Annotated in this window: 21 protein-coding genes; 20 read left to right on the top strand and 1 reads right to left on the bottom strand. The window is 47.0% G+C overall.

The window, feature by feature from the left end; genetic code table 11:
* The first annotated feature begins 48 nt into the window (after nucleotides 1-48).
* From AC1DE7_RS09070 to AC1DE7_RS09015, 12 genes are all read left to right on the top strand, one after another.
* Complete coding sequence (locus AC1DE7_RS09070) at nucleotides 49-1539, top strand: rhamnulokinase (RefSeq protein WP_477534185.1); 1491 nt, start codon at nucleotides 49-51, stop codon at nucleotides 1537-1539.
* Nucleotides 1540-1609: 70 nt separating this feature from the next.
* Nucleotides 1610-2272 carry a class II aldolase/adducin family protein gene (locus AC1DE7_RS09065; protein WP_127549126.1) on the top strand — a complete coding sequence of 221 codons (663 nt, stop codon included), beginning with the start codon at nucleotides 1610-1612 and terminating at the stop codon, nucleotides 2270-2272.
* Between the two features lie 290 nt (nucleotides 2273-2562).
* The gene (locus tag AC1DE7_RS09060) at nucleotides 2563-3291 is read left to right on the top strand and encodes an FCD domain-containing protein (RefSeq protein WP_245838229.1); all 729 of its coding nucleotides are present in this window, start codon (nucleotides 2563-2565) and stop codon (nucleotides 3289-3291) included.
* 41 nt (nucleotides 3292-3332) lie between these two features.
* Complete coding sequence (locus AC1DE7_RS09055) at nucleotides 3333-5381, top strand: hydantoinase/oxoprolinase family protein (RefSeq protein WP_477534184.1); 2049 nt, start codon at nucleotides 3333-3335, stop codon at nucleotides 5379-5381.
* Nucleotides 5378-7351 carry a hydantoinase B/oxoprolinase family protein gene (locus AC1DE7_RS09050; protein WP_315372045.1) on the top strand — a complete coding sequence of 658 codons (1974 nt, stop codon included), beginning with the start codon at nucleotides 5378-5380 and terminating at the stop codon, nucleotides 7349-7351. Before AC1DE7_RS09055 ends, AC1DE7_RS09050 begins: the two co-directional genes overlap by 4 nt.
* Nucleotides 7352-7419: 68 nt before the next feature.
* On the top strand, nucleotides 7420-8556 hold the full coding sequence (locus tag AC1DE7_RS09045) for an ABC transporter substrate-binding protein (protein ID WP_315372046.1): 1137 nt from the start codon (nucleotides 7420-7422) through the stop codon (nucleotides 8554-8556).
* Between the two features lie 72 nt (nucleotides 8557-8628).
* Nucleotides 8629-9759, top strand: a complete 1131-nt coding sequence (locus AC1DE7_RS09040) for an ABC transporter ATP-binding protein (protein ID WP_315372047.1) — start codon at nucleotides 8629-8631, stop codon at nucleotides 9757-9759.
* Entirely contained in the window at nucleotides 9756-10673 is a 918-nt protein-coding gene (locus AC1DE7_RS09035; protein WP_076328594.1) for an ABC transporter permease, read from the top strand. Before AC1DE7_RS09040 ends, AC1DE7_RS09035 begins: the two co-directional genes overlap by 4 nt.
* Nucleotides 10666-11511 carry an ABC transporter permease gene (locus AC1DE7_RS09030; RefSeq protein WP_477534183.1) on the top strand — a complete coding sequence of 282 codons (846 nt, stop codon included), beginning with the start codon at nucleotides 10666-10668 and terminating at the stop codon, nucleotides 11509-11511. Before AC1DE7_RS09035 ends, AC1DE7_RS09030 begins: the two co-directional genes overlap by 8 nt.
* Nucleotides 11504-12721 (top strand): M24 family metallopeptidase, encoded by a 1218-nt coding sequence (locus AC1DE7_RS09025; protein ID WP_477534182.1) that lies wholly within the window; start codon nucleotides 11504-11506, stop codon nucleotides 12719-12721. The genes AC1DE7_RS09030 and AC1DE7_RS09025 overlap by 8 nt, the downstream gene beginning before the upstream one ends.
* 82 nt (nucleotides 12722-12803) lie before the next feature.
* Entirely contained in the window at nucleotides 12804-13991 is a 1188-nt protein-coding gene (locus tag AC1DE7_RS09020) for an MFS transporter (protein WP_315372408.1), read from the top strand.
* Nucleotides 13992-14076: 85 nt separating this feature from the next.
* Nucleotides 14077-14427, top strand: coding sequence for a hypothetical protein (locus AC1DE7_RS09015; protein WP_036613800.1), 351 nt, complete (start codon nucleotides 14077-14079; stop codon nucleotides 14425-14427).
* A 113-nt stretch (nucleotides 14428-14540) separates the two neighbouring features.
* Here the strand turns inward: AC1DE7_RS09015 and AC1DE7_RS09010 are convergent, their stop codons facing one another.
* Nucleotides 14541-15167, bottom strand: coding sequence for an FMN-dependent NADH-azoreductase (locus tag AC1DE7_RS09010; protein ID WP_036613802.1), 627 nt, complete (start codon nucleotides 15165-15167; stop codon nucleotides 14541-14543).
* A gap of 240 nt (nucleotides 15168-15407) precedes the next feature.
* Here AC1DE7_RS09010 and AC1DE7_RS09005 point away from each other — a divergent pair, with 240 nt between their 5' ends.
* The 8 genes from AC1DE7_RS09005 to AC1DE7_RS08970 form a co-directional block, all read left to right on the top strand.
* Nucleotides 15408-16346, top strand: a complete 939-nt coding sequence (locus AC1DE7_RS09005) for a sugar-binding transcriptional regulator (protein ID WP_036613997.1) — start codon at nucleotides 15408-15410, stop codon at nucleotides 16344-16346.
* A gap of 213 nt (nucleotides 16347-16559) precedes the next feature.
* Complete coding sequence (gene deoC, locus AC1DE7_RS09000) at nucleotides 16560-17210, top strand: deoxyribose-phosphate aldolase (RefSeq protein WP_036613998.1); 651 nt, start codon at nucleotides 16560-16562, stop codon at nucleotides 17208-17210.
* Between the two features lie 230 nt (nucleotides 17211-17440).
* A complete protein-coding gene (locus AC1DE7_RS08995) occupies nucleotides 17441-18628 on the top strand; it encodes a NupC/NupG family nucleoside CNT transporter (RefSeq protein ID WP_036613804.1) in 1188 nt (395 codons plus the stop codon).
* 29 nt (nucleotides 18629-18657) lie between these two features.
* Complete coding sequence (deoB, locus tag AC1DE7_RS08990; protein WP_477534181.1) at nucleotides 18658-19836, top strand: phosphopentomutase; 1179 nt, start codon at nucleotides 18658-18660, stop codon at nucleotides 19834-19836.
* 96 nt (nucleotides 19837-19932) lie between these two features.
* Nucleotides 19933-20640, top strand: a complete 708-nt coding sequence (gene deoD / locus AC1DE7_RS08985) for a purine-nucleoside phosphorylase (RefSeq protein WP_017688193.1) — start codon at nucleotides 19933-19935, stop codon at nucleotides 20638-20640.
* 176 nt (nucleotides 20641-20816) lie between these two features.
* The gene (locus AC1DE7_RS08980) at nucleotides 20817-22118 is read left to right on the top strand and encodes a pyrimidine-nucleoside phosphorylase (RefSeq protein ID WP_036613808.1); all 1302 of its coding nucleotides are present in this window, start codon (nucleotides 20817-20819) and stop codon (nucleotides 22116-22118) included.
* Between the two features lie 312 nt (nucleotides 22119-22430).
* Nucleotides 22431-23642 (top strand): hypothetical protein, encoded by a 1212-nt coding sequence (locus tag AC1DE7_RS08975; protein ID WP_282321166.1) that lies wholly within the window; start codon nucleotides 22431-22433, stop codon nucleotides 23640-23642.
* 139 nt (nucleotides 23643-23781) lie between these two features.
* Nucleotides 23782-24101 (top strand): transposase (locus tag AC1DE7_RS08970; RefSeq protein ID WP_477534180.1); only part of this gene is annotated, 320 nt, incomplete at its 3' end.

Genomic DNA, 24101 nt, shown 5'->3' with positions numbered 1-24101 from the left:
CAGAACTCGAATACGGCTTATCGCGAAGAGTTAAGGAGGCTTGAAAGAATGGGCAATCAAGCAACACATGTGCTTGCTGCCGATTACGGCGCCGGGAGTGGACGCGTAGTCCGTGGTTCTTTTGATGGAAACAGACTCTCGTTACAAGAAGTGCATCGATTCAACAACGAACCCGTGCAGCTGGGGGACGGATTGTATTGGGATTTCTTGCGACTTTTTCATGAATTAAAACAAGGCATTGTGAAAGGGACGCAAGGCGTCTCTCCATCGGTCCGTTCTATAGCAGTGGATACGTGGGGAGTGGACTATGGACTGGTGGATGGTGCGGGAAGGTTGTGCTCGAACCCACGTCACTATCGGGAAGCACGCAATGCACAGTGGATGGAAGAAGTTCTGCACATGGTGAAAGATGAAGAACTGTATGCCATGTCCGGCGTTTTGCCGCAGCAGATCAATACAGTATTTCAACTGCTAGGCAGTGTACGAGAGCAGGCCGAAGGTTTGCGTACGGATGTGCGCATGTTATTTATGCCGGATTTATTTCACTATTATCTATCCGGTCAGCAGGCTTGTGAGTATACGATTGCAAGTACTAGCGGGCTGTTGCATGCAGGCGAGGCGCGTTGGAATGAACATCTGATCGGGCGTCTCGGTATACCGGAAACATTATTTCCAAAACTCGTTCAACCGGGTACCGTGCTGGGTGATTTAACAAATGAGTTGTGCGAAGAGTTACGGACTGGACCGATGCAGGTAGTCTCTGTGGGTTCACATGATACGGCATCTGCCTTGGCAGCAATACCTGCGAATGATTCGGATTTCGCTTTTATCAGCTGTGGTACCTGGTCTCTTATGGGGGTGGAGCGTGATACACCTGTATTGGATGACCGAAGTCGTGCATTGGGATTCACCAATGAAGGGACGGTAAGTGGAAAAGTACGCACCCTGAAAAATCGTTCAGGCTTGTGGCTGCTACAGGAATGCAAACGGCAATGGGAGCAGGAGAATCAACTTTTTACACATGAAGAACTGATTCAACTGGCTACCTTGGCAACGCCACATCAAAGTTATGTATCGCCGGGAGATGGCGTATATTTGGCCCCAGGGAATATGGCCGAACGAATACGGCAACAATGCAGTCTCACCGGACAGACTGTGCCTGAAACGACTGGAGCGATTGTACGCTGCATTCTGGAAAGTCTGGCACTGGAATTCAGACAGACGCTGGATGAACTGCAGTTGGTTACAGGTACAAGACCTCGTGTCATTCATATGGTTGGTGGTGGTGTACACAATCGACTATTATGCCAGTTTACAGCTAATGCAGCCGGTGTCGCGGTTGTGGCAGGCCCGGCAGAGGCGACTTCAGCCGGGAATTGCATGCTGCAATTCCTTGCGCATGGAGAGGTGAGTAGCTTGGCCGAGGTACGGGAGGTCATGGCTGCTTCCTTTTCCCCCGAGACCTATGAGCCTGAGGATACAGAGCTGTGGCAGGAAGCTTATGAAAACTACCAAAGTCTAAATCAAATCAACAGGTAATAAATAGATTCAATGCAATGAGCATTGACGCAAAATGCTAAAAAGAAAAGTATGAGGAGTGGTGAGCAACATGTCTGAACAACAAGTAAGGGAAGAGTTGACGAAGTATGCACGTAGAGCAGTTGCCCAAGGGTTGGTGGTAGGACCCGGTGGGAATCTGAGCGCTCGCTCTGGGGGAACGATGTTGTTGTCTCCGAGTGGTTATGCACTTGAGGATCTGGAGCCTGACGAATGGATCGCCATTGATATCGAGACAGGAGAGACTCGTGCGGGATCAACACGTCCATCTTCCGAAGTATTGATGCATCTGTACAGTTATCGTGTGAATCCTGATATCCAAGCCATTGTGCATACGCACCCGGCATATACGATCGCACTTAGTCTCGTTTTCGATGAATTGCCACACTTGTTCCCTGATCAGTCCGCCTTGGTAGGTGATATCGGATTTGTTCCATATGTTCTACCAACGACGAAACAACTTGCCGATGCAGTCTCAGCAAAGGTAGAAGAACATACGGCACTCATTCTCGTCAATCACGGATTGGTCACAACGGGTAAAAACCTCCGCGAAGCCTATTACCGCACCCAAGTGGTGGAAGAAAGCGCGAAGGTATATATGATCGCCAAAGCAGCCGGGGAACCCAAAGTGCTTACTGCCGAAGAATATAAGGAAATTCAATCGCTTGAAAGTGAAGCCTACCGTGTGCAGTTATTGCAACAACTCAAGTCCTGATACCTGATTTGAGTATTAATGATTACATTTGTGATCTTAAAAGATTGCTACGTTTAAGGGCAGATTGCATCCTCCAGATAAACGCTGGAATAAAGGATGTGAAATGCTCTTTTTTAATTTTAATTTTGAATTGAAAAGGTGCACAGTATAGTTGAGGGAATAATTCGCACTATTTTGATGAGAATTGTTGAAATTGTGATGTCTGCAAGGTATACTAACGTTAATCATCAGTGAGTAACAACTACGAAGAAGATAAAAAAACAATTAAGTATCTAAGAGGGGTGAGATCAGTGGGTCCTGAGCTAAACGAAATGGAGTTGGAATACGAACTGTTGAAGCAGCTTCGAGACGCTAATGCTCCCATCGGGGCCAGTACGTTGGTTCATACTTTGGGCAAAACGTATGGTCTGAGTCAGGCAACCATCGGAAGAAGACTTATGGAGATGGATGTTGAAGGTTTTACAGTTCTGGAAGGTCGCAAGGGAAGAACTTTGACCGAACAGGGTCTGGATCGAATGAAGACGTTGGAAAAAGATTTGCAGCAACAAAGCGTGAACTCACAGTTAATTCAGATGCTGAACCATTCCGGGGAAAAGGCTCTGCTAGATGTTCTCGTTGCCAGAAGGGCACTTGAGCGGGAGATCGCTTCCTTGGCAGCACAACGTGCCTCGAAAGAATACATAGTACTGTTGCAAGCATCTATTGCCAACCAGCATGAATTGCTCTCCAAGAATATTATACCATACGAGGAGGACCGGGAGTTTCACAGATTGCTGGCTTATGCTGCGCAAAACCAAATTCTTCTGCATGCGGTTGAACTGGTATGGGAGACAAGCCGCGATTTTCTGGAAACAGCGTATATTCGCCGGAGAGTAGGAAGTGAATTAGTTGTAGATCATCAGCAGATTCTGGATGCTATTGTAGCGGGCTCTCCGGAGCAGGCTGAAGCGGCAATGGTGAATCATATCAACCAAATGATCGATGATGTCAAACGTTATTTCGCCATGCAAAACCAATAACATTCCTTAGAAACAGACCCGGTGATAAAGGAGTTGAGCTTGTGGACACAATCTACCGTTTAGGCATAGATATCGGAGGTACTTTCACGGATGCGCTGGTGATGGACCATCAGGGCAGGGTAATTGCGGCGCTGAAGACGCCATCGATTGCAGTAGCTCCGGAACAGGCGATTTTTAACGCACTTGATCAGTTGAAGGCGAGTGGCGTGAATATTCATGAGATTGATCTGTTTGTGCATGGAACAACGCTTGGCGTCAACACGTTGATTGAGCGAAATGGCGCAGTTACAGGTCTGCTGGTCACTAAAGGATTCCGTGACATTCTTGAAATCCGCCGGTTGCGACTTGAGGATACAACCAATCTGTATGGTGACAAGACCGATGCTCTGGTACCGAGACATCGCGTTAAGGAAGTCGATGAACGGGTCATTGCGAGTGGAGGCATACTCCAGCCACTGAATGAGGAACAACTGTTGCAATCGGTGGATGAGCTGGTGGAGGATGGCGTTACCGCTTTGGCGATTAGCTTTTTACATGCTTATGTGAATCCTGCTCATGAGCAGCTTGCAGAAGATCTGATCAGGGAACGTTATCCGCAACTGTTCATCTGCCGAAGCAGCGCCATCTGGCCACAACAGCGTGAGTTCGAACGAACACTCGCAACGGCCATGAACGCTTATGTAGGTGAACGGATGGGGTCTTACTTCCTGCGTCTGCAAGAAGGGATTCAGGCATACGGCCTCAAAGCCAACTTGCTGTCGACCATGTCCAACGGTGGAATTATGACGGCTGCCAGAGCGGCTAATGAGCCGGTACGTACGCTTCTGTCCGGGCCTGCTTCCGGTGTAATCGCCGCGACCCATATTGCTGAACGAGCGGGCATTCATCAGGTCATCACATTTGACATGGGTGGGACAAGCGTTGATGTCGCCCTTATTGACAAAGAACCGAGTTATTCTTCTGAGAACAAGGTTGGAGATTTTCCTGTCATCATTCCCGCTGTTGATGTAACGGCTATAGGAGCAGGTGGTGGTTCAATTGCCTGGCTCGATTCCGTGGGCGTACTCAAGGTTGGGCCACGCAGCGCGGGAGCCAACCCCGGTCCGGCATGTTATCAGCGCGGGGGAGAAGAGCCGACAACCACAGATGCCTATCTACAGCTCGGTATCCTGCATGCTGACCGTTTCCTTGGCGGACAAATGAGTCTGTATCCAGAACTTGCAGAGCGTACTCTGGGCAATCTGGGAGAGAAGCTTGGACTGAATGCCGAACAGACTGCACAAGCCATTCTTGATGTGGCAACTGCCAATATGTACGCCCAGTTTTCTCCCCTCATGGCTCGCAAGGGCGTGGATCCCCGCGATTTTACGTTGCTCGCATATGGTGGAGCAGGCCCGATGCATGCTTTTCTGATGGCACGTGAGGTAGGTATCGGCAGAGTGTTGATACCGCCATCTCCGGGAACACTGTGTGCCATGGGCTGCACGGTCGCCAATCTCCGCAATGATTTCGTTCATACGTTACACAAAAGTACCCAGACTCTGGAGTCTGGTGAATTGAGCTCTCTTTTTGCTGAATTGGAAAACCAGGGACGTAGCTGGGTCGAAGAGGAAGCCCGTTGTGGTGTCAAGCTGGACAATATTTATTGCCTATACAGTGCGGATATGCGATATGAGGGACAGGCCTTTGATATAGAGGTCACGCTGACATTGGAAGAAATTGAAGATCCCAAGAAGGCAGGGGTTAAATTCCATACGTCTTACCAAAACGTGTTTGGCATCAGTCAGCCAGAGGCAGAGGTTATGTTTGTAAGTCTCAGAGCAACCATTGTTGGTGTTTTACCTACCCATAACACGGTAGATCCGGCAAATTTGCCATTTGATGAGAGTGTAGCGGAAGAAAGGCTCATCACCTTTGACCATGTACAGCAGATTGCCAAGGCACTGAAAAGGGGACAAATTCCATCGGTGGATGCCCCCATCCCCGGGCCCATTATTGTGGAGGAATATGATACAACGATCTTTATTCCGCCAGGATATAAGGTATACCGGGATGTGCATGGGAACGTGATTGGGGAGGTGGAAGCATGATCGGCGACAAGGTCTTTCTTGAGATTTTTAACAACCGGATTCAAGCTGCCGTGGAAGAGATGGCAAATGTTGTTCTGCGCACAGGATTCACCGCTTTTGTCAAAGAAACTGGCGATTTTGGAACCTACCTCTTATCTCCATCCGGGGAAACGTTCGGATCGCCGCTGGAGACGGGTTACAATCTGTCCCTGGGCATCCCTGCTGCTGCGACCATTAACAGTATAGAAGACTGGAAAGAAGGGGATCTCGTCATATGTAATGATCCTTATTCCACCAAAGGCATGGTCACACACCTTCCAGACATTCATCTCATCAAGCCTTATTTTCACGAAGGGCGAATCATTGCTTACGGCATGTGCTTTGTCCATTCATCCGATGTGGGCGGCAAGGTACCGGGGAGCGTATCTCCCAGCGCCTACGATATTCATATGGAAGGCATTCGAATTGCACCAGTCAAGCTGTATGAAGCTGGTGTTCTCAACGAGCAGATCCTGCGAATGTTTATGGACAACAGCCGAATTCCGGAGCAAAATCTCGGTGATCTCAAAGCGCTTATGGCTGCATTGAATCGGGGAGAGCAACGGCTTGAGGAACTCATTGCACGATATGGCGTGGGAAAAATCCAGCAGGGCATCGAACATTTGCTGGAATATGCCGAGCTGAAGGCACGTGTTATCGTGCAAGATATCCCGGACGGTTCCTATGACTTCTGGGACTATCTGGAGAAAGGACCAGGGGGATATCCTATTCGGTTGCGTTGCAAGATGACGATTGCAGGTAGTGACATTCATCTGGACTTTAGCGGCACCGATCCTCAGGTTAGGGCTTCATTCAACATTCCTACCCACAACCAACAGGGCCATTACATGCTGGTGCCCGCACTCATTCGTTATTTCCGTACGCTCGATCCGACCATTCCTTGGAATTCGGGCATGATTCGTATGGTGCGAAATTACGCGCCGCCTGCTTCCGTACTAAACCCGGAGCCGATGGCAGCAGTTGGGGCACGTGCTGCGACCTTTATCCGGCTGATGGACGTTATCACGGGAGCACTGGGGAAAGCTCAGGGCAGTATGGTTCCCGCGGCAGGAGCTGGACAAGCCTGCATCGTCATGATGGCGATGACAGATGCATCCGATGGCAAGAAAAAGGTGGGCGTAATTCAGCCGATCTGCGGAGGTTCGGGAGCTAGGCCGATGAAAGACGGCATTGATGGCATGGATTTTGCGGTCGGTCATCTTCGGAATATTCCTGCGGAAACGGTGGAATCCGAGATGCCTGTGTTGATTGAGCATTATGGTCTTCGTGCTGACTCGGCGGGTGCAGGAACCTTCCGTGGCGGAAGCGGAATTGATTTATGTGTCAGAATTCTAACACCGGATACCGTGATGACGGCCAGAAACATGGAGCGTATGGAGTTCCAGCCCTGGGGCAGGCTCGGTGGTGGCGTAGGTTCACATGGAGAAGCGATTCTTAATGCTGGACGTGCAAGTGAGCATCATCTGGGAAGAATTGATGAGCTGCTGCTTCAACCTGGAGAAACGGTTACGTTCCTGTCGCAAGGCGGAGGCGGATATGGTGATCCACTTGAACGTGAACCACGCCTAGTTCTGGAGGATGTAAGAAGTGGGCTGGTATCCCCGAAGAAAGCTCTTGAGTTATATGGTGTTGTGATTGACGGCCTGGAGCTGAACGAGAGCGATACCGAACAAATGCGAGCCAAGCGACCACGGCAGCAGGAGGAATTCGCCTTTGGCAAGGCGCGGGAGCAATTTGAAGACATATGGAGCGATGAGATGCAGGTAACACTGAATCAGGCCTTGCTGAATGCTCCGCTTGCACTAAGAGACTACCTGAAGCGTCAGACCATGGGCGTTGTAGAGGAGAAGTATAAGGATTCCCTATCTGTAAATCCACGGGAGATATCCGACATTATGGAAGGTTTACGCCAGCAAATAGGGTTGCATTGATCAAGTGTATGGAGACTATCTAGTTCTGTCTTATCGGTAAAACCAACTACATGGATGGGGGAATTTGCATGTTCAAATCCAACAAAAAACGCTTTCTCAGCCTCGCCTCTCTGACACTGGCCGGTACATTGGTGCTTTCCGCCTGCGGTGGAGCAGGCAGCTCAAGTAATACTGCCGGAGAGAGCGACTCTTCAGGAGCAAGCGGAGACAAAGTTAAGCTGACGATGTTTATCTGGGCTGGCTCCAATCAGGATGTCGTTCCGAAAGAAGTGGTTGCCGAGTATGTGAAAGAACATCCCAACGTTGAAGTCACCTTTGAGGAATCCTCCAATTCGGTAATGTACCCCAAGATGGTCGCAGGCAAGCAGGCTGATGCCAACAATCCGATTGTTAACTTCGGTTACTTCAATGCAGATGCGACGGCAAAAGGCTTGAATGATGACATGTGGGAGCCACTGGATACCAGCATCGTGACCAATATTAAGGATATTCCCGAGTCCTTCCACAAGCCAGACAATAAAGGTGTGGTCTGGGGCGTTTCGAGCTTCGCCCTGGTATATAACAAAGATCTGGTGAAAACGCCACCTACCAGCTGGAACGATCTATGGGATAACGAGGAGTTCAAAGGAAAAACTGCGCTCTGGGACTACATGTTCTATTCCTATATCTCCCCACTTATTGCTACCAAAGGTCAAGAGATTGGCGCATCCTATGAAAATCCCGAGCCAGCCTTCCAGTTCTGGGCAGATCGCAGTGACCAGATTGGCACATTGGTTTCATCCAATGATCAGCTGAAGGCACTGCTGGAGTCAGGTGATGCGCTCATTGCCCCATTCAGTGCACAGGTTGCACAGACATGGATTGATGGTGGTTCTCCACTTGCTGTAACGTATCCGAGTGAAGGTGCCATCTCCTTCCCGTACACACTTCAGGTAGTGAAGGGCTCAACACCTGAGCAAGCACGTGTTGCAAATGAAATTATTAACGAGTTGTTGAGCGCCGAGGCGCTGTCACAATATGCAGAAGCTACGGGTACGCCGGTAACCAGTACGACAGCTGCAGTTCCGGACAAGTACAAGGATGATCCTTCATTCTCCGTCGAAACGCAAAGTAACGGCATTAATCCAGACTGGGATGTGCTTGCACAGAACAGTTCTTCTTGGAAAGAACTATGGGATCGACTCGTGAAAACAAAGCTTCAATAAAAGGATTGTTGCCAGGTACACTACGATTCCGGGTCTTGTTATGAACCTGGAATGGATGGGAGGGAATCAGAGATGAGCAGCGGACAAGAGACCATATCCATTGAAACAAGGGAAGTCACGAAGACTTATGGTGAGCGAGCCGCCGTTGATCAAGTAACACTCCAAGTGAAAAAGGGCGAATTCGTTTCCTTGCTTGGTCCGAGTGGCTGTGGCAAAACCACACTGCTGCGCATGCTTGGGGGACTTGAGCAACCGGATCAGGGCACCATTATGCTGGGAGGTCGGGATGTTACTGGCATCCCGGCTTATGGACGCAATAGCAATATGATTTTTCAGCAGCTTGCGCTGTTCCCTCATATGGATGTATTCAACAACATTGCCTATGGGCTAAAGGTGAAGAAGTTACCAAAAGCCGATATCCAACGGCAGGTAGGTGAAATGCTTGATCTAGTCCAGCTCGGAGACTATGGCAGGCGTGCTGTATCCGAGCTGTCCGGGGGGCAGGCCCAACGCGTCGCCATTGCTCGCGCACTGATCAACAGACCCGAAGTGCTGCTGCTTGATGAACCTCTCTCTGCATTGGACATGCAGCTGCGTCTCGATATGCAGCGTGAACTGAAACGCATCCAGCGTGAATTCGGCGGAACGTTTATCTTTGTAACGCATGATCAGAGCGAAGCCATGAATATGTCTGACCGAATTGGCGTTATGCGCGATGGAAGGCTGCTGCAATACGCAACCCCTGATGAAATCTATGAAAGACCGACCGATAGTTTCGTGGCCAAGTTTATTGGAGATACCAATCTCTTTGAGACGGAAGTACTGGGACATGATGTGAATGGAATTCGGGTGGAATGCTTCGGCAAGCCATTGCTGGTGAAAGTCAGTGATGGCAATGCTGTACCGAAAGCGGGAGCACGACATTCCTTATCAATCCGCAATGAGTATATTCGACTTGGAGAAGATGCAACTCATTGCCTGAACAAGCTGGATGGACACGTGATTGAAGCGGTGTATGGCGGAGCAAATATTCGATACAACGTGCAGATTGCTGAGGGTTTTCTAATTCAGGCCAGTGTGCTGCATCAGCGGGGAACCTCACGTTATAGTCCAGGTGAGCCAATACAGGTTGGCTTTGATCCAGAGGACGCGCTCTTGTTATCCGAACCCATTGATGACCGTGTACAGGGGGCAAGAATATGAACCGGATCGCGGAACGGATCGTGAATCTGTATTCCTTTGGAAACCGCACATGGGTAACCCGGTTACTGCTTCTGTTGCCTGCGCTTGCTCTGATGGGCATCGTGTATCTGGGTGGGTTGCTGATCTTTGGCAGATATAGCTTTGATATGTATGAGAATGGAAAGCTTATTCGGGGCTGGGATTTAGGAGCTTATCGTGCGTTTCTGTCCGACCCTTATTATTGGAAGCTGATTGGCACAACGTTTCGCATTGCCTTCAAGGTTACGCTATGGAGTCTTCTGCTTGCCTATCCGCTGGCCTATTGCATTGCGGGTCTAAAGAAGCCTGGCATGAAGCAATTGTTGCTGCTGCTCACGTTTCTTCCGCTACTGGTCAGTGCCGTTGTGCGTTCTTACGGATGGCAGCTTTTGTTGTCCAAACAGGGCTTCATGAACTGGCTGTTCATCCGTCTGGGGCTAACCGAGGAAGGATTCAGCATGATATACAACGAGACAGGTGTTGTCGTGGCCCTTGTCCATATTTTCCTGCCATTTATGGTCTTTCCGATTCTAAATGTACTGTCCCAAAGTGACGCTTCCTTAAAGGCAGCTGCTCAGGATCTGGGGGCGGGCAGCTGGAGAACGTTCCTGACCATTACCCTGCCTTTATCGGCAAGAGGCATTGCAAGCGGGGTGCAGATTGTGTTCACGCTATGTCTCACCGCATTCACCACACCTCAGCTGATCGGCGGGGGAAGAGTCATGACACTTCCGGTATTTATATATCAGCGAACCTTGGACACCAACTGGCCGATGGCTGCGGTTGCCAGCCTGTTTTTACTTGTGTCTTCCATTGTTGTTTCGTTGCTTGTGAATAAAGGAGCAGAAACGTTGATGTTCCGTCGTTCCCGCAAGGGAGGTCAGGCGTATGGTTAAGTCGAACAGGGGCACCAAGCTGTTACTCTACATCTTTGTGGGTGCCGTAGCGATTTATTTGCTGCTGCCACTGCTGATGATTATGTTGACATCTGTAGGCTCAGGTTCAGCCAGCAAATTTCCCCCGGAAGGTCTCACCTTGAAGTGGTATGCCAATCTGAGTGAGCAAACCCAGTTTCTCGATGCATTCAAGAACAGCCTTATTGCTTCTACAGGGGCGGTTCTGCTGGCTTTGATCACAGGTACGCTTGCTGCGTTAGCAATCGTGCAATACCCTTTCCCGGGCTCTGGTATCTTAAGGGCATTTTTTGTATCTCCAATGGTTATGCCAAAAATTACGCTGGGTATTGCATACCTGATTTTATTCTCAAAAATGCATATTGCAGGCGGACTGTTTGCACTTATTTTGGGTGAAGCGGTCATTGTGCTGCCATTTGTGCTCACTATTGTTGGCAGTGCGTTAGCCAATCTGCACCCGGCTCATCGGGAAGCTGCCGCGGACCTTGGTGCTGGGCCGATACGCATTTTTTTCACAATTACGCTGCCACAGCTCCGACTATCCCTGCTTTTGTCAGGGTCAATCGCTTTTGTCTTCACTTTTGATCAGGTAGAGGCTGCTCTGTTGCTGCTCCGTCAGGACAGCTACACGTTGCCAATACAACTATTCCTGTATATGGAGAAATGGCAGGACCCAACGATAGCCGTGGTGTCTGTTGTTCTGATCGCGTTTGCGCTGGCTCTGTTTATGACGATTAAACTAGTGTTGTGCTCTGTACCAGGACTTGAAAGTTTGTTTGGTCGCAGGAAAACAAAAGGAGGACTGGATCAAAATGAATAATTCACAGCATCTATCCCATAGCTCAGGTCTTAACTGGGACCGGGCGGAAGAAGTGATGAAAACTCAAGGGCTAAGCGCCCTGATCGCAACAACTCCGGAGAATATTCACTATGTCATCGGGTCCCAGCTACGCGCAAGCAACTGGACCATGCAGATTTATGCTGTTTTACCTGCCGACAGATCTGCAAAGCCTTGTATCGTCATTCCAACGAATCGGTTAGGCGTTGTAGCTCAGTTCGGTATTACGGGGGTAGATATATTTGCCTACAGTGATTTCTTTGTGGAAGGTTCAATTGAAGGCAAACCTTCCACTGACGACATTGATCTCTTTTATTCTCTTCTGCAAACGACGGTTATTCATCCGGGTCCTGTTGAAGCACTCAAGGCTGCATTAAAACAGCTTGAGATCGAAGATCAGCCGATTGGAATCGATGAGATGCGGATCGCTCCCGATATTCTGGCTAGAATCAGGGAGGAGGTTCCTGACAGACCGGTAATTCCCGCATATAAGTTGTTCCGAGAAATCCGTCTGGTCAAGACCCCTTTTGAGATCGAGCAACTGCGTCAGGCTGCCCAATTAAATGAACGGATTGAGCAGGAACTAATTGACCTGATTGCAGCAGGTGTTCATGAGAAGCAACTTGCCGATCATTATCGTCTGGCTGTGATGAGAGCGGGTGGAACTCCGGCAATGACAGCGGTAGGGGCAGGGCCACGTAGTGCGCTACCACTCATCGAAAATTATTTTCATATGATTGAGGTTGGAGATCAGGTCCGTTTCGATCTTTGCCTGCAGCTGGAAGGATACTGGGGAGATACGGGCCGCACGGTTGTTGCAGGGGAGCCTACCGCTTGGATGAAAAAACATTTTGCTGCGGTCAAAAGTGGATGGGAGACGGCACTTGAAACGGTGCGCCCTGGCGTCAAGGCGTCGGAAGTATTCCATGCGGCAGTATCTCGCGTACAGCGTGAAGGGATTCCACATTACCGACGTCAGCATGTCGGACATGCCATCGGGTTGGAACTGTACGACGATATAACCCTCTCCCCTGGGGACCAGCGTATACTGGAGCCCGGTATGGTGTTATGTGTTGAGGTACCATATTACGAGCTAGGTGCTGGTGGATTCCAAATCGAAGATACAATTGTTGTAACGCCAGATGGTTATGATTTTTTAACCCATATGGAGCGGAATTTGTTCACTAAATAACGATAGATGGAAGGCTTCGCTGACCGGCGATCAGACCACAGTCGATCCAAGAAGCTTTCTTACTGGGAAAGTTGGAACATCCATGATTCAGCAGGGAACTAAGACGTTTCGTAACATTAGCCTTGCGCTGTTCGCCGGAGGTTTTGTCACTTTTGCTTTGCTCTACAGCCTCCAGCCCCTGATGCCTGAGATTAGCAACGCATTCTCCATTACGCCGGCACACGCCAGTCTTACGTTATCCGTTACAACGATCGCCATGGCACTGACGATGCTGTTCATCGGGTCCTTGTCTGATTCTGTGGGCCGACGCTTTATAATGACAGCTGCACTGGTGATATCTTCTGTTATTGCTTTGCTCAGCGCATTCAGCCCGGGATATACGGAGCTTCTTCTACTTCGTATTCTCCAGGGTGTGGCACTCGCGGGGTTGCCAGCGATAGCTATGACATATTTGTCAGAAGAAATTGAACCTAGAAGTCTTGGTTATGCTATGGGCCTATATATAAGTGGCAATTCGATAGGAGGCATGGCCGGCCGTTTCATCAGCGGTGTGGTGACAGATTGGTTCAGTTGGCGCGCTGCTGTGGGTTTCATTGGTATTCTTGGACTGTGTGCAGCCGTTATTTTTTGGCTTGTCATCCCGCCATCCCGTCATTTTGTCAAAGCTGCACCCGGATTCAAAAATCCAATACCTCTTTTGTGGTCACAATGTCGCAATCCAAGGCTGTTATGCCTGTATGGACTCGGTTTTCTCCTGATGGGGGGATTCGTGACCCTGTTCAACTATATCGGTTTTGAATTAACGGGTGAACCCTATCATCTTAGCCAGTCTATCGTTGGAAGTCTTTTTGTGGTATATCTGATGGGCACGGTAAGCAGCACCTGGATGGGCAGGCTGGCAGATCGGTACGGCAGGTCACATGTGCTTGGAATCGCGCTGGGAATTATTCTGGCTGGTGCAGTCTGTACCGTTCATCCAGCGCTTTGGGTCAAAATTATCGGACTCGCCCTGTTTGCCTTTGGTTTCTTTGGCGGTCATTCCATCGCAAGCAGCTGGGTTGGACTCGTGGCCAATCAGCACAAATCCCAGGCCAATGCGTTGTATTTATTTTTCTACTATCTTGGTTCAAGCGTAAGTGGAACAGGAGGTGGACTGCTTTACAGTCATCTTGGATGGATAGGCATTGTGGGGATGATCGGTGTGTACGTTTTGATCGGTTTTGTCTTGTGTAATTTGCTTGTTCACAGGTTGAAGGGACAGGCTACATAAATCAACTTTTTCCGACAGCTATTGCATATCCTGAAATACCGAGTATAATACTTGGTAAATAGACGAAAAGGGGATGCAATAAACGATGAAAACACATGCTGAATTGAACTCACTTCTTGTTGACGATTATCTGGATCTCCTGAACATTGCGAAACAGCTAGGTGATGACGAATGGAAAGATGCTATTCTGCAAGCATTGAAGGAAGAAGTCGATGCGAATCATCATCTGGATTCCAAAGAGGTGAGACAGGATTTATGGATTCAATTTGAAGGCATTAATGAACAAATGCATGATCTGTTAATGCAATTGAAGCATGCCGACAGTCCTGAGGAGAAAGAACAGATTATTGAAATGATCTGGGGATTGAAAGTAGACCGTCATGCGATCACACGTAAACTTGAAACCATGAGCCGTGCCAGTGCTGGACATCAGTAAGCTCTAGGTTGATTATACATTGAAAACCCGCGTGTCTCCTGGGATCATCCCCTAGGTCGCACGCGGGTTTTGTTTATGTTTTGAGTGATATTCAACTTTTTGAACTACCTCTCTTAAAACTGTTTCGCGAAAGTGCGTGCTTGCTCTATAGCTTGTTGCTTGATCTCATCTGCACGATCTTTATATTGATTATGCCCCTCAACAAAAATGCCATCAAGCTTCGGCACACCGAGGAATGACATGATAATGCTTAAGTAACGATGACCGGATTCCATCTGAGCCGCTGGGCCTTCGGAATAAATGCCGCCGCGGGCCTGAATATGCAGTGCTTTTTTATCAGACAGCAGTCCGACAGGACCTTGTTCGGTATAACGAAATGTTTTGCCAGCTACGCAGATCGAGTCCACATAAGCCTTCAGAATAGGAGGGAATGAGAAGTTCCACATCGGAGTTACAAAAACATATTTATCTGCTGAGGCAAATTGATCCGATAGTTCATTCAAACGGCTTACTTTGGTCTGTTCTTCGGCAGTCAGATCACTGCCCGATTGCAGTTTGCCCCAACCACTGAAGACATCCGCATCGATATGCGGAATATCCGAGCGATACAGATCGAGGTGAACAACCTCATCAGATGGGTGACTTTCACGATAAGCATCAATAAATGCTTTGCCCGTAGCCATGCTGAAGGAGGTTTCATGATCATGAGGATGGGCAGTAATATACAATAAGGTAGACATGTAGTTCTTCCTCTCTGTGCGATTAATGGGGTGAAGTGATCTTGGCAATGATGAAGCGACCGCAGTAGTATGCATCGTTTCCCCATTTTTATACGTCAGAAAGGGATATGAATGAATGGATCGATCATGATACTGAATTGGATGTTATATGGTGACCGGATACTCAATCCATGTATAATATACAGGACGAGTATTTATTTTCCAAAGACAATAGGATGAGTGAGATGAGCGCACATGGGAATGGACCTGGAGAAGCAACGATTAAGCATTGAAGCAGCGAAATTGTATTATCAGTCCGATTATAGCCAGCAGGATATTGCCGCAAGGTTGGGCGTGTCGCGTCCAACCGTATCAAGGTTACTTCAGTACGCCAAAGATCGTGGATATGTCCGGATTGAAATTATGGACCCGCTGGAGGATATCGACATCATTGCCGGAGAACTTAAGTCAAAATATGATCTGGATACGGCACTTGTGTGTTTTACCCCGTTGAAGAGTGATGAGGAAATACAGAAGCATATCAGCAAAAGAGCAGCAGACTACCTTCAAGAGACGGTTCAGGATGCAGATATTATCGGGGTGACTTGGGGAACAACCATGCATGCTGTAGCACGCCAGCTTCGTCCCAAGCAGGTTAAAGGTGTCGAAGTCGTGCAATTGAAGGGGGGCGTAAGCCACTCCCATGTCAATACGTATGCCGCTGAGATTGTTCATTTGTTCGCTGAGGCATTCCATACGGTACCAAGGTATCTGCCGCTGCCTGTTATTTTCGACAACATTGAAGTGAAAAACATGGTGGAAGCGGATCGACATATCGGCAGAATCGTGGAACTTGGGAGACAGGCCAACATTGCTTTGTTTACCGTGGGTACTGTGAAGGAAGATGCGTTACTGTTCAGGCTCGGTTACTTCAATGAAGAAGAGCAACAATTGCTGATGAACTCCGGTGCAGGTGACATTTGTTCACGCTTTTTCGACGCGGAAGGTCAGTTGATCAGTGAAGAGATTAACAGCAGAACCGTTGGAATTGATCTAGCCGAGTTGAGAAATAAGGAAAAATCAATCCTTGTCGCTGGGGGACAACGCAAAATTGAAGCCATACACGCCGCGCTCAAAGGTCATTACGCAAATATTCTGGTCACGGATCAGTACACAGCGCAGGCATTACTTCGATTTTAATTTCAAATGGATATGGATGACAACATCTGCCATGCAAACAGGGCGGATGTTTTGCTTTTTTAGGAAGAAAATATAACGAAGAAGAAATGTAAGTGTAACTGTGAACAAAAGTTCAAGTTGATTTTTACATATGTTCATGTTAGTGTAAGTGTATAGAAAATAACTAGTTCAGATAAGGGAGAGATTCAATTGACTACACCACAATTAGCGAAAATGATCGACCATACGTTGCTTCGTGCGGACGCAACGCAAAGTGAAATGGCCAAGTTAACCGAAGAAGCGAAGCAATACCAGTTTGCTTCCGTATGTGTTAATCCAGGCTGGGTTGCTTATGCTGCTGAGCAGTTGCAGGGTACTGGCGTAGATATCTGCACCGTTATTGGTTTCCCTCTGGGAGCATCTACATCGGAGACAAAAGCTTTCGAAACGAAAGATGCGATTGCTAAAGGTGCAACTGAAGTCGATACGGTCATCAACATCAGTGCTTTGAAAGATGGCAAAGATGATTACGTTGAACAAGATATTCGTGTTGTCGTTGAAGCGGCTGCGGGTAAAGCTTTGGTGAAAGTTATTATTGAAGCTTGTCTGTTGACGGATGAAGAGAAAGTACGTGCTTGTCAGGCAGCTGTGCGAGCTGGAGCTGATTTTGTTAAAACTTCTACAGGTTTCTCCACAGGTGGAGCAACGCCAGAAGATATCGCTTTGATGCGTCGTACTGTAGGTCCTGATGTTGGCGTTAAAGCTTCCGGTGGCGTACGTAGCCTGGAAGATATGCAGAAAATGATCGAAGCGGGTGCGACTCGTATCGGTGCAAGCTCTGGCGTGAAGATCATGCAGGGTGGTCAGTCTACATCTTCTTATTAAGCAAAAGCATCTTATCAAGATAAAGCTTAATAAATAAAAGTAATGTTATATTCTCTGTACTTGGGCGTTCGACTCAGGTACAGGGAATACAACTTACACTTATATTTTAATTAACTGAACTTATTGTAAGCGCTTCATAAGTTTTCTGAAAGATTACTGATAAGAATGCTTAAGAGCCCTTTGAGCTGAATTTTCACATCCGGCTTAACTACCTTCAAAGGAGAAATCAAATGAAATTTCTAATTGCCATTATCGGCTTACTCGTTGTTTTTGGACTGGCTTATATCGCAAGCAACGGCAAAAAGCAGATACGTTACCGGCCGCTGGCTATCATGATTGTTTTGCAAGTTATACTAGCTTATGCTCTGTTGAATACAGGAGTGGGTACTTTTTTAATTGGCGGTTTCGCGACCGTATTTAAAAGTTTACTCGACTATGCGAATGAAGGTATCGCATTTGTATTTGGGGGTTTAACTACCGTAGGTGCAGAGAGCGGGGGGGCGCCGTTCTTCCTCAGCGTATTGATGCCGATTGTTGTCATCTCGGCACTCATTGGGATATTGCAGTATATCCGAATCTTGCCTTTTGTTATAAAATATATTGGTCTGGTATTAAGCAAAATCAACGGAATGGGCAGACTGGAATCATATAACGCGGTTGCTTCGGCTGTATTGGGGCAATCTGAAGTGTTCATTTCTGTGAAAAAACAAATTGGGTTGTTGCCAAAACATCGGCTGTACACCTTGTGTGCTTCGGCGATGTCCACGGTATCGATGTCGATTGTTGGTGCTTATATGACCATGATCGAGCCGAAATATGTGGTTACAGCTCTTGTACTGAACCTGTTTGGCGGTTTTATCATTGCTTCTATTGTGAATCCTTATGAGGTTACAGAGGAAGAAGATATATTGGAAGTACAGGAAGAGGAGAAACAGTCCTTCTTCGAAATGCTCGGCGAATACATCCTGGATGGATTCAAAGTTGCTATCATCGTAGCTGCGATGTTAATCGGTTTTGTTGCCTTGATCGCACTTGTTAACGGAATTTTCAGCGCGGTGCTTGGCATTTCGTTCCAGGAGCTACTTGGTTATGTGTTTGCACCATTTGCCTTTATCATGGGTGTTCCATGGAAAGAAGCGATTCAGGCAGGAAGTATTATGGCAACCAAAATGGTGTCCAACGAATTCGTAGCTATGCTTAATTTGAAGGAGACTGCAATGTCTGCCAGAACAACGGGTATCGTATCTGTCTTCCTCGTGTCGTTTGCCAACTTCTCCTCCATCGGTATCATTGCTGGTGCGGTGAAGGGACTCCATGAGAAGCAAGGTAATGTGGTCGCCCGCTTCGGTCTGAAACTGCTTTACGGTGCTTCGCTTGTCAGCGTGCTGTCAGCGATCATTACTGGACTGTTCTTGTAAACCGGATTATTGGAAGGAGTGCTTAGGTTATGTCAACATTCAAAAGAGTACATCTGATCGTTATGGATTCTGTAGGGATCGGCGAAGCGCCGGATGCAGCAGAATTTGATGATTTTGATGTAGATACCTTCGGTCACATTGCACGTGAACGCGGAGGTCTGAAAATGCCTCACATGGCCAGTCTCGGACTGTCCAACATCAAAGAAATTGAGGGTGTCCCTGTAGCGGATGCACCTAAAGCGTATTACACCAAGATGCAGGAAGCATCCAGAGGCAAAGACACAATGACAGGTCACTGGGAGCTGATGGGTCTTTACATTGATACACCTTTCCGTGTGTTCGAGAATGGTTTTCCCGATGAGTTGATTCAGCGCATTGAAGAGAAAACGGGCCGCAAAGTAATTGGTAACAAACCGGCCAGTGGCACGGAAATTCTGGATGAGCTGGGTGCAGAACATGTTGAAACTGGCGCGCTCATCGTATATACATCCGCGGATTCGGTTCTGCAAATTGCAGCACATGAGGACGTTGTTCCACTGAAAGAACTGTATGAGATCTGTGAGTTCTGCCGTGAGATTACACTTGAAGATCCGTACATGCTCGGCCGCATTATTGCACGTCCATTTGTAGGAGAAGCGGGTAACTGGAAACGTACTGCGAATCGTCATGACTATGCGCTCAAACCTTTTGGTCGTACTGTTATGAATGAACTGCAAGATGGTGGATTTGATGTGATTGCTTTGGGTAAAATCGCAGATATCTATGATGGCGAAGGTGTGACCAAGGCTGTTCGTACCGTCTCCAACATGGATGGCATGGACAAGTTGTCTGAAACGATGGATGAAGAGTTCACTGGACTCAGCTTCCTGAACCTGGTTGATTTTGATGCCCTGTACGGTCACCGTCGTGATCCGCAAGGTTATGCTCAGGCACTTGAAGAATATGATGCACGGCTGCCAGAGATTTTTGCCAAAATGACCAATGATGATCTGCTGCTGATCACAGCTGACCATGGTAACGATCCAACATACCGTGGTACAGACCATACACGTGAATACGTACCACTGCTTGCCTACTCTCCGCGCTTCAGCGAGGGCAAAAAGCTTGATCTGCGCAGCACATTTGCTGACCTTGGCGCAACCGTCGCCGAGAACTTTGGAGTGAAAATGCCGGAATACGGCACCAGCTTCCTGAAAGATTTGAAATAAGTTTTTCAAAACTGGATAGGGGAGGTCGGAGTAGCTTGCCTGCTCCGGTCCTGCCATCATAATAGACTAATTTGTATAACTGGAGGAGATTCATTCATGAGTACACATATTGGAGCAAAACCCGGGGATATCGCAGAAACGATCCTATTGCCAGGAGACCCTTTGCGCGCGAAATATATTGCAGATACGTACCTCGAAGATGTTGTATGTTACAACGAAGTTCGTGGAATGCTCGGTTACACAGGTACATATCAAGGACACCGGATTTCGGTGCAAGGTTCAGGGATGGGTATTCCGTCCTTCGCAATCTATGCTAACGAATTGATCAGCGAATATGGCGTGAAAAACCTGATTCGTGTGGGTACTTGTGGCGGTATGCAGGAGCATGTACGTGTACGTGACGTTATCCTTGCACAAGCAGCATGTACAGATTCCAGCATGAACAAACACGTATTCGGTGGTTATGACTTCTCACCAATCGCTACGTTCTCCCTGCTGAAAGAAGCATATGACCGTGCAACAGCTAAAGGTATGAAGATTCACGTCGGTAACGTATTCAGCTCCGATTCTTTCTACCGCGATGACCGTTCCGTAACCGAGAAGTTGATGAAACACGGCGTACTCGGCGTAGAGATGGAAACAACAGCATTGTACACTATCGCTGCCAAGTTTGGTGTTAACGCACTGACCATCCTGACGGTAAGTGACCACTTGCTGACAGGCGAAGAAACATCTGCCGAAGAGCGTCAAAAAACGTTCAACGACATGATGGTAGTTGCCCTGGACACAGCAATCACACTGTAATTGTTGTATTTTATATTCATAATCATTTGAGTTTAATCGAAACTTTTGTTTTAAGCACAGAGTGAAGGACCCGGAATCGATTCTGAAGAAGCAAAGCGTTGAAGGAACGATCCGGAGCCGGAACGGTCCCAGTACAAAGTGTTCTATACAAATCATTTACCCGAGGAGAGATCATCATGAGAATGGTAGACATTATTGCTAAGAAACGCGACGGAAAAGAACTGACAACAGCTGAGATTGATTTTGTTGTTCAAGGATACACACAAGGAGAGATCCCAGACTATCAAGTCAGCGCTTGGGCGATGGCGGTATTCTTCAAAGATATGACAGACAAGGAACGCGCCGATCTGACAATGTCGATGGTAAATTCCGGTGAAACGATTGACCTGTCCGCTATCGAAGGCATCAAAGTAGACAAGCACTCCACGGGAGGAGTGGGCGATACAACAACACTGGTACTGGCTCCGCTTGTTGCTGCGCTAGATGTACCTGTTGCCAAAATGTCCGGACGTGGACTTGGTCACACGGGTGGTACAACAGACAAGCTGGAATCCGTTGCTGGTTTCCACGTAGAGCTTGAAAAAGAAGAGTTCATTCGTCTCGTAAACGAACATAAGGTTGCAGTTATCGGACAAAGTGGTAACCTAACGCCTGCAGACAAAAAGCTCTATGCACTGCGTGACGTAACAGCTACCGTTAACTCCATTCCACTGATCGCCAGTTCCATCATGAGTAAGAAAATTGCAGCAGGTGCAGATGCAATCGTTTTGGATGTTAAAACGGGTGCTGGTGCATTCATGAAAACAACGGAAGATGCTAAAGAATTGGCACATGCCATGGTAAGCATCGGTAACAATGTTGGCCGTAAAACGATGGCTGTTATCTCCGATATGTCCCAACCACTGGGTCTGGCGATTGGTAACGCACTTGAAGTGAAAGAAGCCATCCTCACCCTGCAAGGTAAAGGTCCAAAAGATCTGGAAGAACTGTGTCTGGCACTTGGACGTCAGATGGTATTCCTTGCTGGCAAAGCAGATTCCTTGGAGCACGCTGAGGAGAAATTGAAAGAAGTGATCCAGAACGGTAAAGCACTGGAGAAATTCAAAGATTTCTTGGCAAACCAAGGCGGAGACGCTTCGGTTGTGGATCATCCAGATCGTTTGCCACAAGCACAATATCTGGTTGAAGTCCCAGCAGACAAAGACGGCTATGTTGCCGGAATCGTTGCTGACGAAATCGGAACTGCAGCAATGCTGCTCGGCGCAGGCCGTGCAACAAAAGAGTCCGAGATTGATCTCGCGGTTGGTCTGATGCTGAACAAAAAAGTTGGTGACCCAGTTAAAGCTGGTGAGTCCCTCGTAACGATCCATGCCAATCGTGAAGACGTAGCAGACGTCATCGCGAAAATCAAAGAAAACATTACAATTGCGGATCATGCCGATGCTCCTGTATTGGTTCATGATATCGTAACGGAATAATACAATCAGAGCAGACGAGATGTAATCTCATATCTGACTGAACATGTAAGCCCCAAAGCGATGTAATCCAGAGCTTTGGGGCTTTTTTTAGTTATTATAATTATATTTTGTGAGATTATATTTACTCTTACTTCAATATTTGAGATAATATTAAAGTTATATTTTTCCTTTTGAGGAGGGTAGAAATTAGGTTAATATAAAGATCGAAATAGCTCTTTTGAGGTCCGAGGTATCTAAAGAAAGCTAAAATTCAATTCGTTCAAACGGGTAAGTTAGATTTTTAGCAAGTACATACTTTAGGAGGAATTCAAGTTGTTTAGGAAATTTCAGAAAACATTATTTAGAAGAACATTTATTGTGTTGAACGTTTTCATTTTATTGTTTGTAGCGACAGTCCAATTTCAAGCAGAGGCAGCTAATTCAGACTTTGCTTCTGGTGAACTGGAAGCGGGAGCAATCATGCAATGGGGTGGAACGGCACTCTTAGCAGCAGCGGAGAATGCAACGAATATTGATCGAAATATTATGGAACAGGTGTATCACTTTGGACAACAAGCGTGGCGAGATGCAGACGCAACTACAAAATCTGAAATTACGTCTTCCATTCAGGGATACAATAACTTATGGGCGACCAATAGAAAGTACAGTCTACAATGGTCCTCTGATGCGCAGATTTATTTGGTGAAAAAATGGAATGAATATTTCGGTGCAGGAGCCCTAATTAATGCTTCAACAAGTACAATAGAAAAAGTTGCAACAATTAATTCAGTTATTGTTCCTTCAACAGTAAAAACATCAAACCCTCCAGGAGAAAGTAAAAATGATCTTGGTACTTTTATGAGATGGAATAGTAACTATTTTTTGTATGATACACATGTAGATGCTCATGGTAAAATACAGTTGTATACCCATCCATATGAAAGAAGTTGGGCGGATGTTCTGGGTAATAAAGAATATCCCAATGCTTTTGCCGCTTATACGTCAGCATTTGAAGAATTAAAAATGAAGTCAACTTATCAAACGGATAAGCCTATTTTTGTAGATAACAGCACTGGAAAAAGTATACAGTATAAACCTTTATTTGTGCCGAGTAGCTTTCCTACTAAAATAACTATTCCTGCCCTTAAAGGAATTGTAAACAACCAAGGTGTAATAACAACTCTCGAAAAACCAAACATTGGTCGGGTCGGAAACAGTTTAACAGGAGAAATCGCTATTAGTTATCCTACCTATATTGGAGACACAGGCACGTTTACAAAGGAGGATTCTGTAACTCAGGTACCTCCAGAAGAGCCGGTTAATGATGGTGGGAATGGTAATGGAGATGGAAGCTCCAATGACACGCCTACTTATTCTCCGCTTGATCTTATTGTATATAGAGCCATGGTGCAATTCATACAAGAATATCGACTTAATCATTCGAATAATCTGGATCAGCTACTGGATTATATGAAATTAAATGATTCCGGCAAGCCATCCAACAATCAAGCTTGGAGTGAGTGGCTGGGAAGCTTCACCAAATAAAGACTAAAAAACACACTATGAAATGTAGAGGCCACTGAAAAAGTCCAACATCTATAAACAGATATCCCTCCTCATTTTTTTGAGGAGGGATATCTGTTTTCCTGTATAATTAAATGATTAATTTCAGGTGGTGTCTCGAATGATTTCAAACCAACAATCTCTTAACCTTAGTGCATTTATGGACATATACGATATCGTCGTACCTAAAGATAATATGCTTCGTCAAATCAATGATCTCGTAGATTTTTCATTTGTTCAGGTAGAATTGCAACATAGATACTGCCTCGACAATGGTCGCAATGCAGTGCCTCCCATTCGAATGTTTAAATACCTATTGTTGAAATCCATTTTCGATGTATCCGATGCGGATGTTGTGGAACGTTCTAAATATGACATGTCCTTTAAGTACTTTTTAGATATGGCGCCTGAAGATGAAGTCATTAATCCTAGTTCACTAAC

The organism is Paenibacillus sp. 10L310, from assembly GCF_056395745.1.
This window is presented reverse-complemented; position numbering and strand designations above follow the sequence as displayed.

Coding starts and splice junctions, on each gene's coding strand:
- AC1DE7_RS09045 (WP_315372046.1), top strand. CDS start 7,420: ATGTTCAAATCCAACAAAAAACGCTTTCTCAGCCTCGCCTCTCTGACA.
- AC1DE7_RS09050 (WP_315372045.1), top strand. CDS start 5,378: ATGATCGGCGACAAGGTCTTTCTTGAGATTTTTAACAACCGGATTCAA.
- AC1DE7_RS08995 (WP_036613804.1), top strand. CDS start 17,441: ATGAAATTTCTAATTGCCATTATCGGCTTACTCGTTGTTTTTGGACTG.
- AC1DE7_RS09040 (WP_315372047.1), top strand. CDS start 8,629: ATGAGCAGCGGACAAGAGACCATATCCATTGAAACAAGGGAAGTCACG.
- deoC (WP_036613998.1), top strand. CDS start 16,560: ATGATCGACCATACGTTGCTTCGTGCGGACGCAACGCAAAGTGAAATG.
- deoD (WP_017688193.1), top strand. CDS start 19,933: ATGAGTACACATATTGGAGCAAAACCCGGGGATATCGCAGAAACGATC.
- AC1DE7_RS09010 (WP_036613802.1), bottom strand. CDS start 15,167: ATGTCTACCTTATTGTATATTACTGCCCATCCTCATGATCATGAAACC.
- AC1DE7_RS09070 (WP_477534185.1), top strand. CDS start 49: ATGGGCAATCAAGCAACACATGTGCTTGCTGCCGATTACGGCGCCGGG.
- AC1DE7_RS09035 (WP_076328594.1), top strand. CDS start 9,756: ATGAACCGGATCGCGGAACGGATCGTGAATCTGTATTCCTTTGGAAAC.
- AC1DE7_RS09030 (WP_477534183.1), top strand. CDS start 10,666: ATGGTTAAGTCGAACAGGGGCACCAAGCTGTTACTCTACATCTTTGTG.
- AC1DE7_RS09065 (WP_127549126.1), top strand. CDS start 1,610: ATGTCTGAACAACAAGTAAGGGAAGAGTTGACGAAGTATGCACGTAGA.
- deoB (WP_477534181.1), top strand. CDS start 18,658: ATGTCAACATTCAAAAGAGTACATCTGATCGTTATGGATTCTGTAGGG.
- AC1DE7_RS09015 (WP_036613800.1), top strand. CDS start 14,077: ATGAAAACACATGCTGAATTGAACTCACTTCTTGTTGACGATTATCTG.
- AC1DE7_RS08980 (WP_036613808.1), top strand. CDS start 20,817: ATGAGAATGGTAGACATTATTGCTAAGAAACGCGACGGAAAAGAACTG.
- AC1DE7_RS09025 (WP_477534182.1), top strand. CDS start 11,504: ATGAATAATTCACAGCATCTATCCCATAGCTCAGGTCTTAACTGGGAC.
- AC1DE7_RS09005 (WP_036613997.1), top strand. CDS start 15,408: ATGGACCTGGAGAAGCAACGATTAAGCATTGAAGCAGCGAAATTGTAT.
- AC1DE7_RS09020 (WP_315372408.1), top strand. CDS start 12,804: ATGATTCAGCAGGGAACTAAGACGTTTCGTAACATTAGCCTTGCGCTG.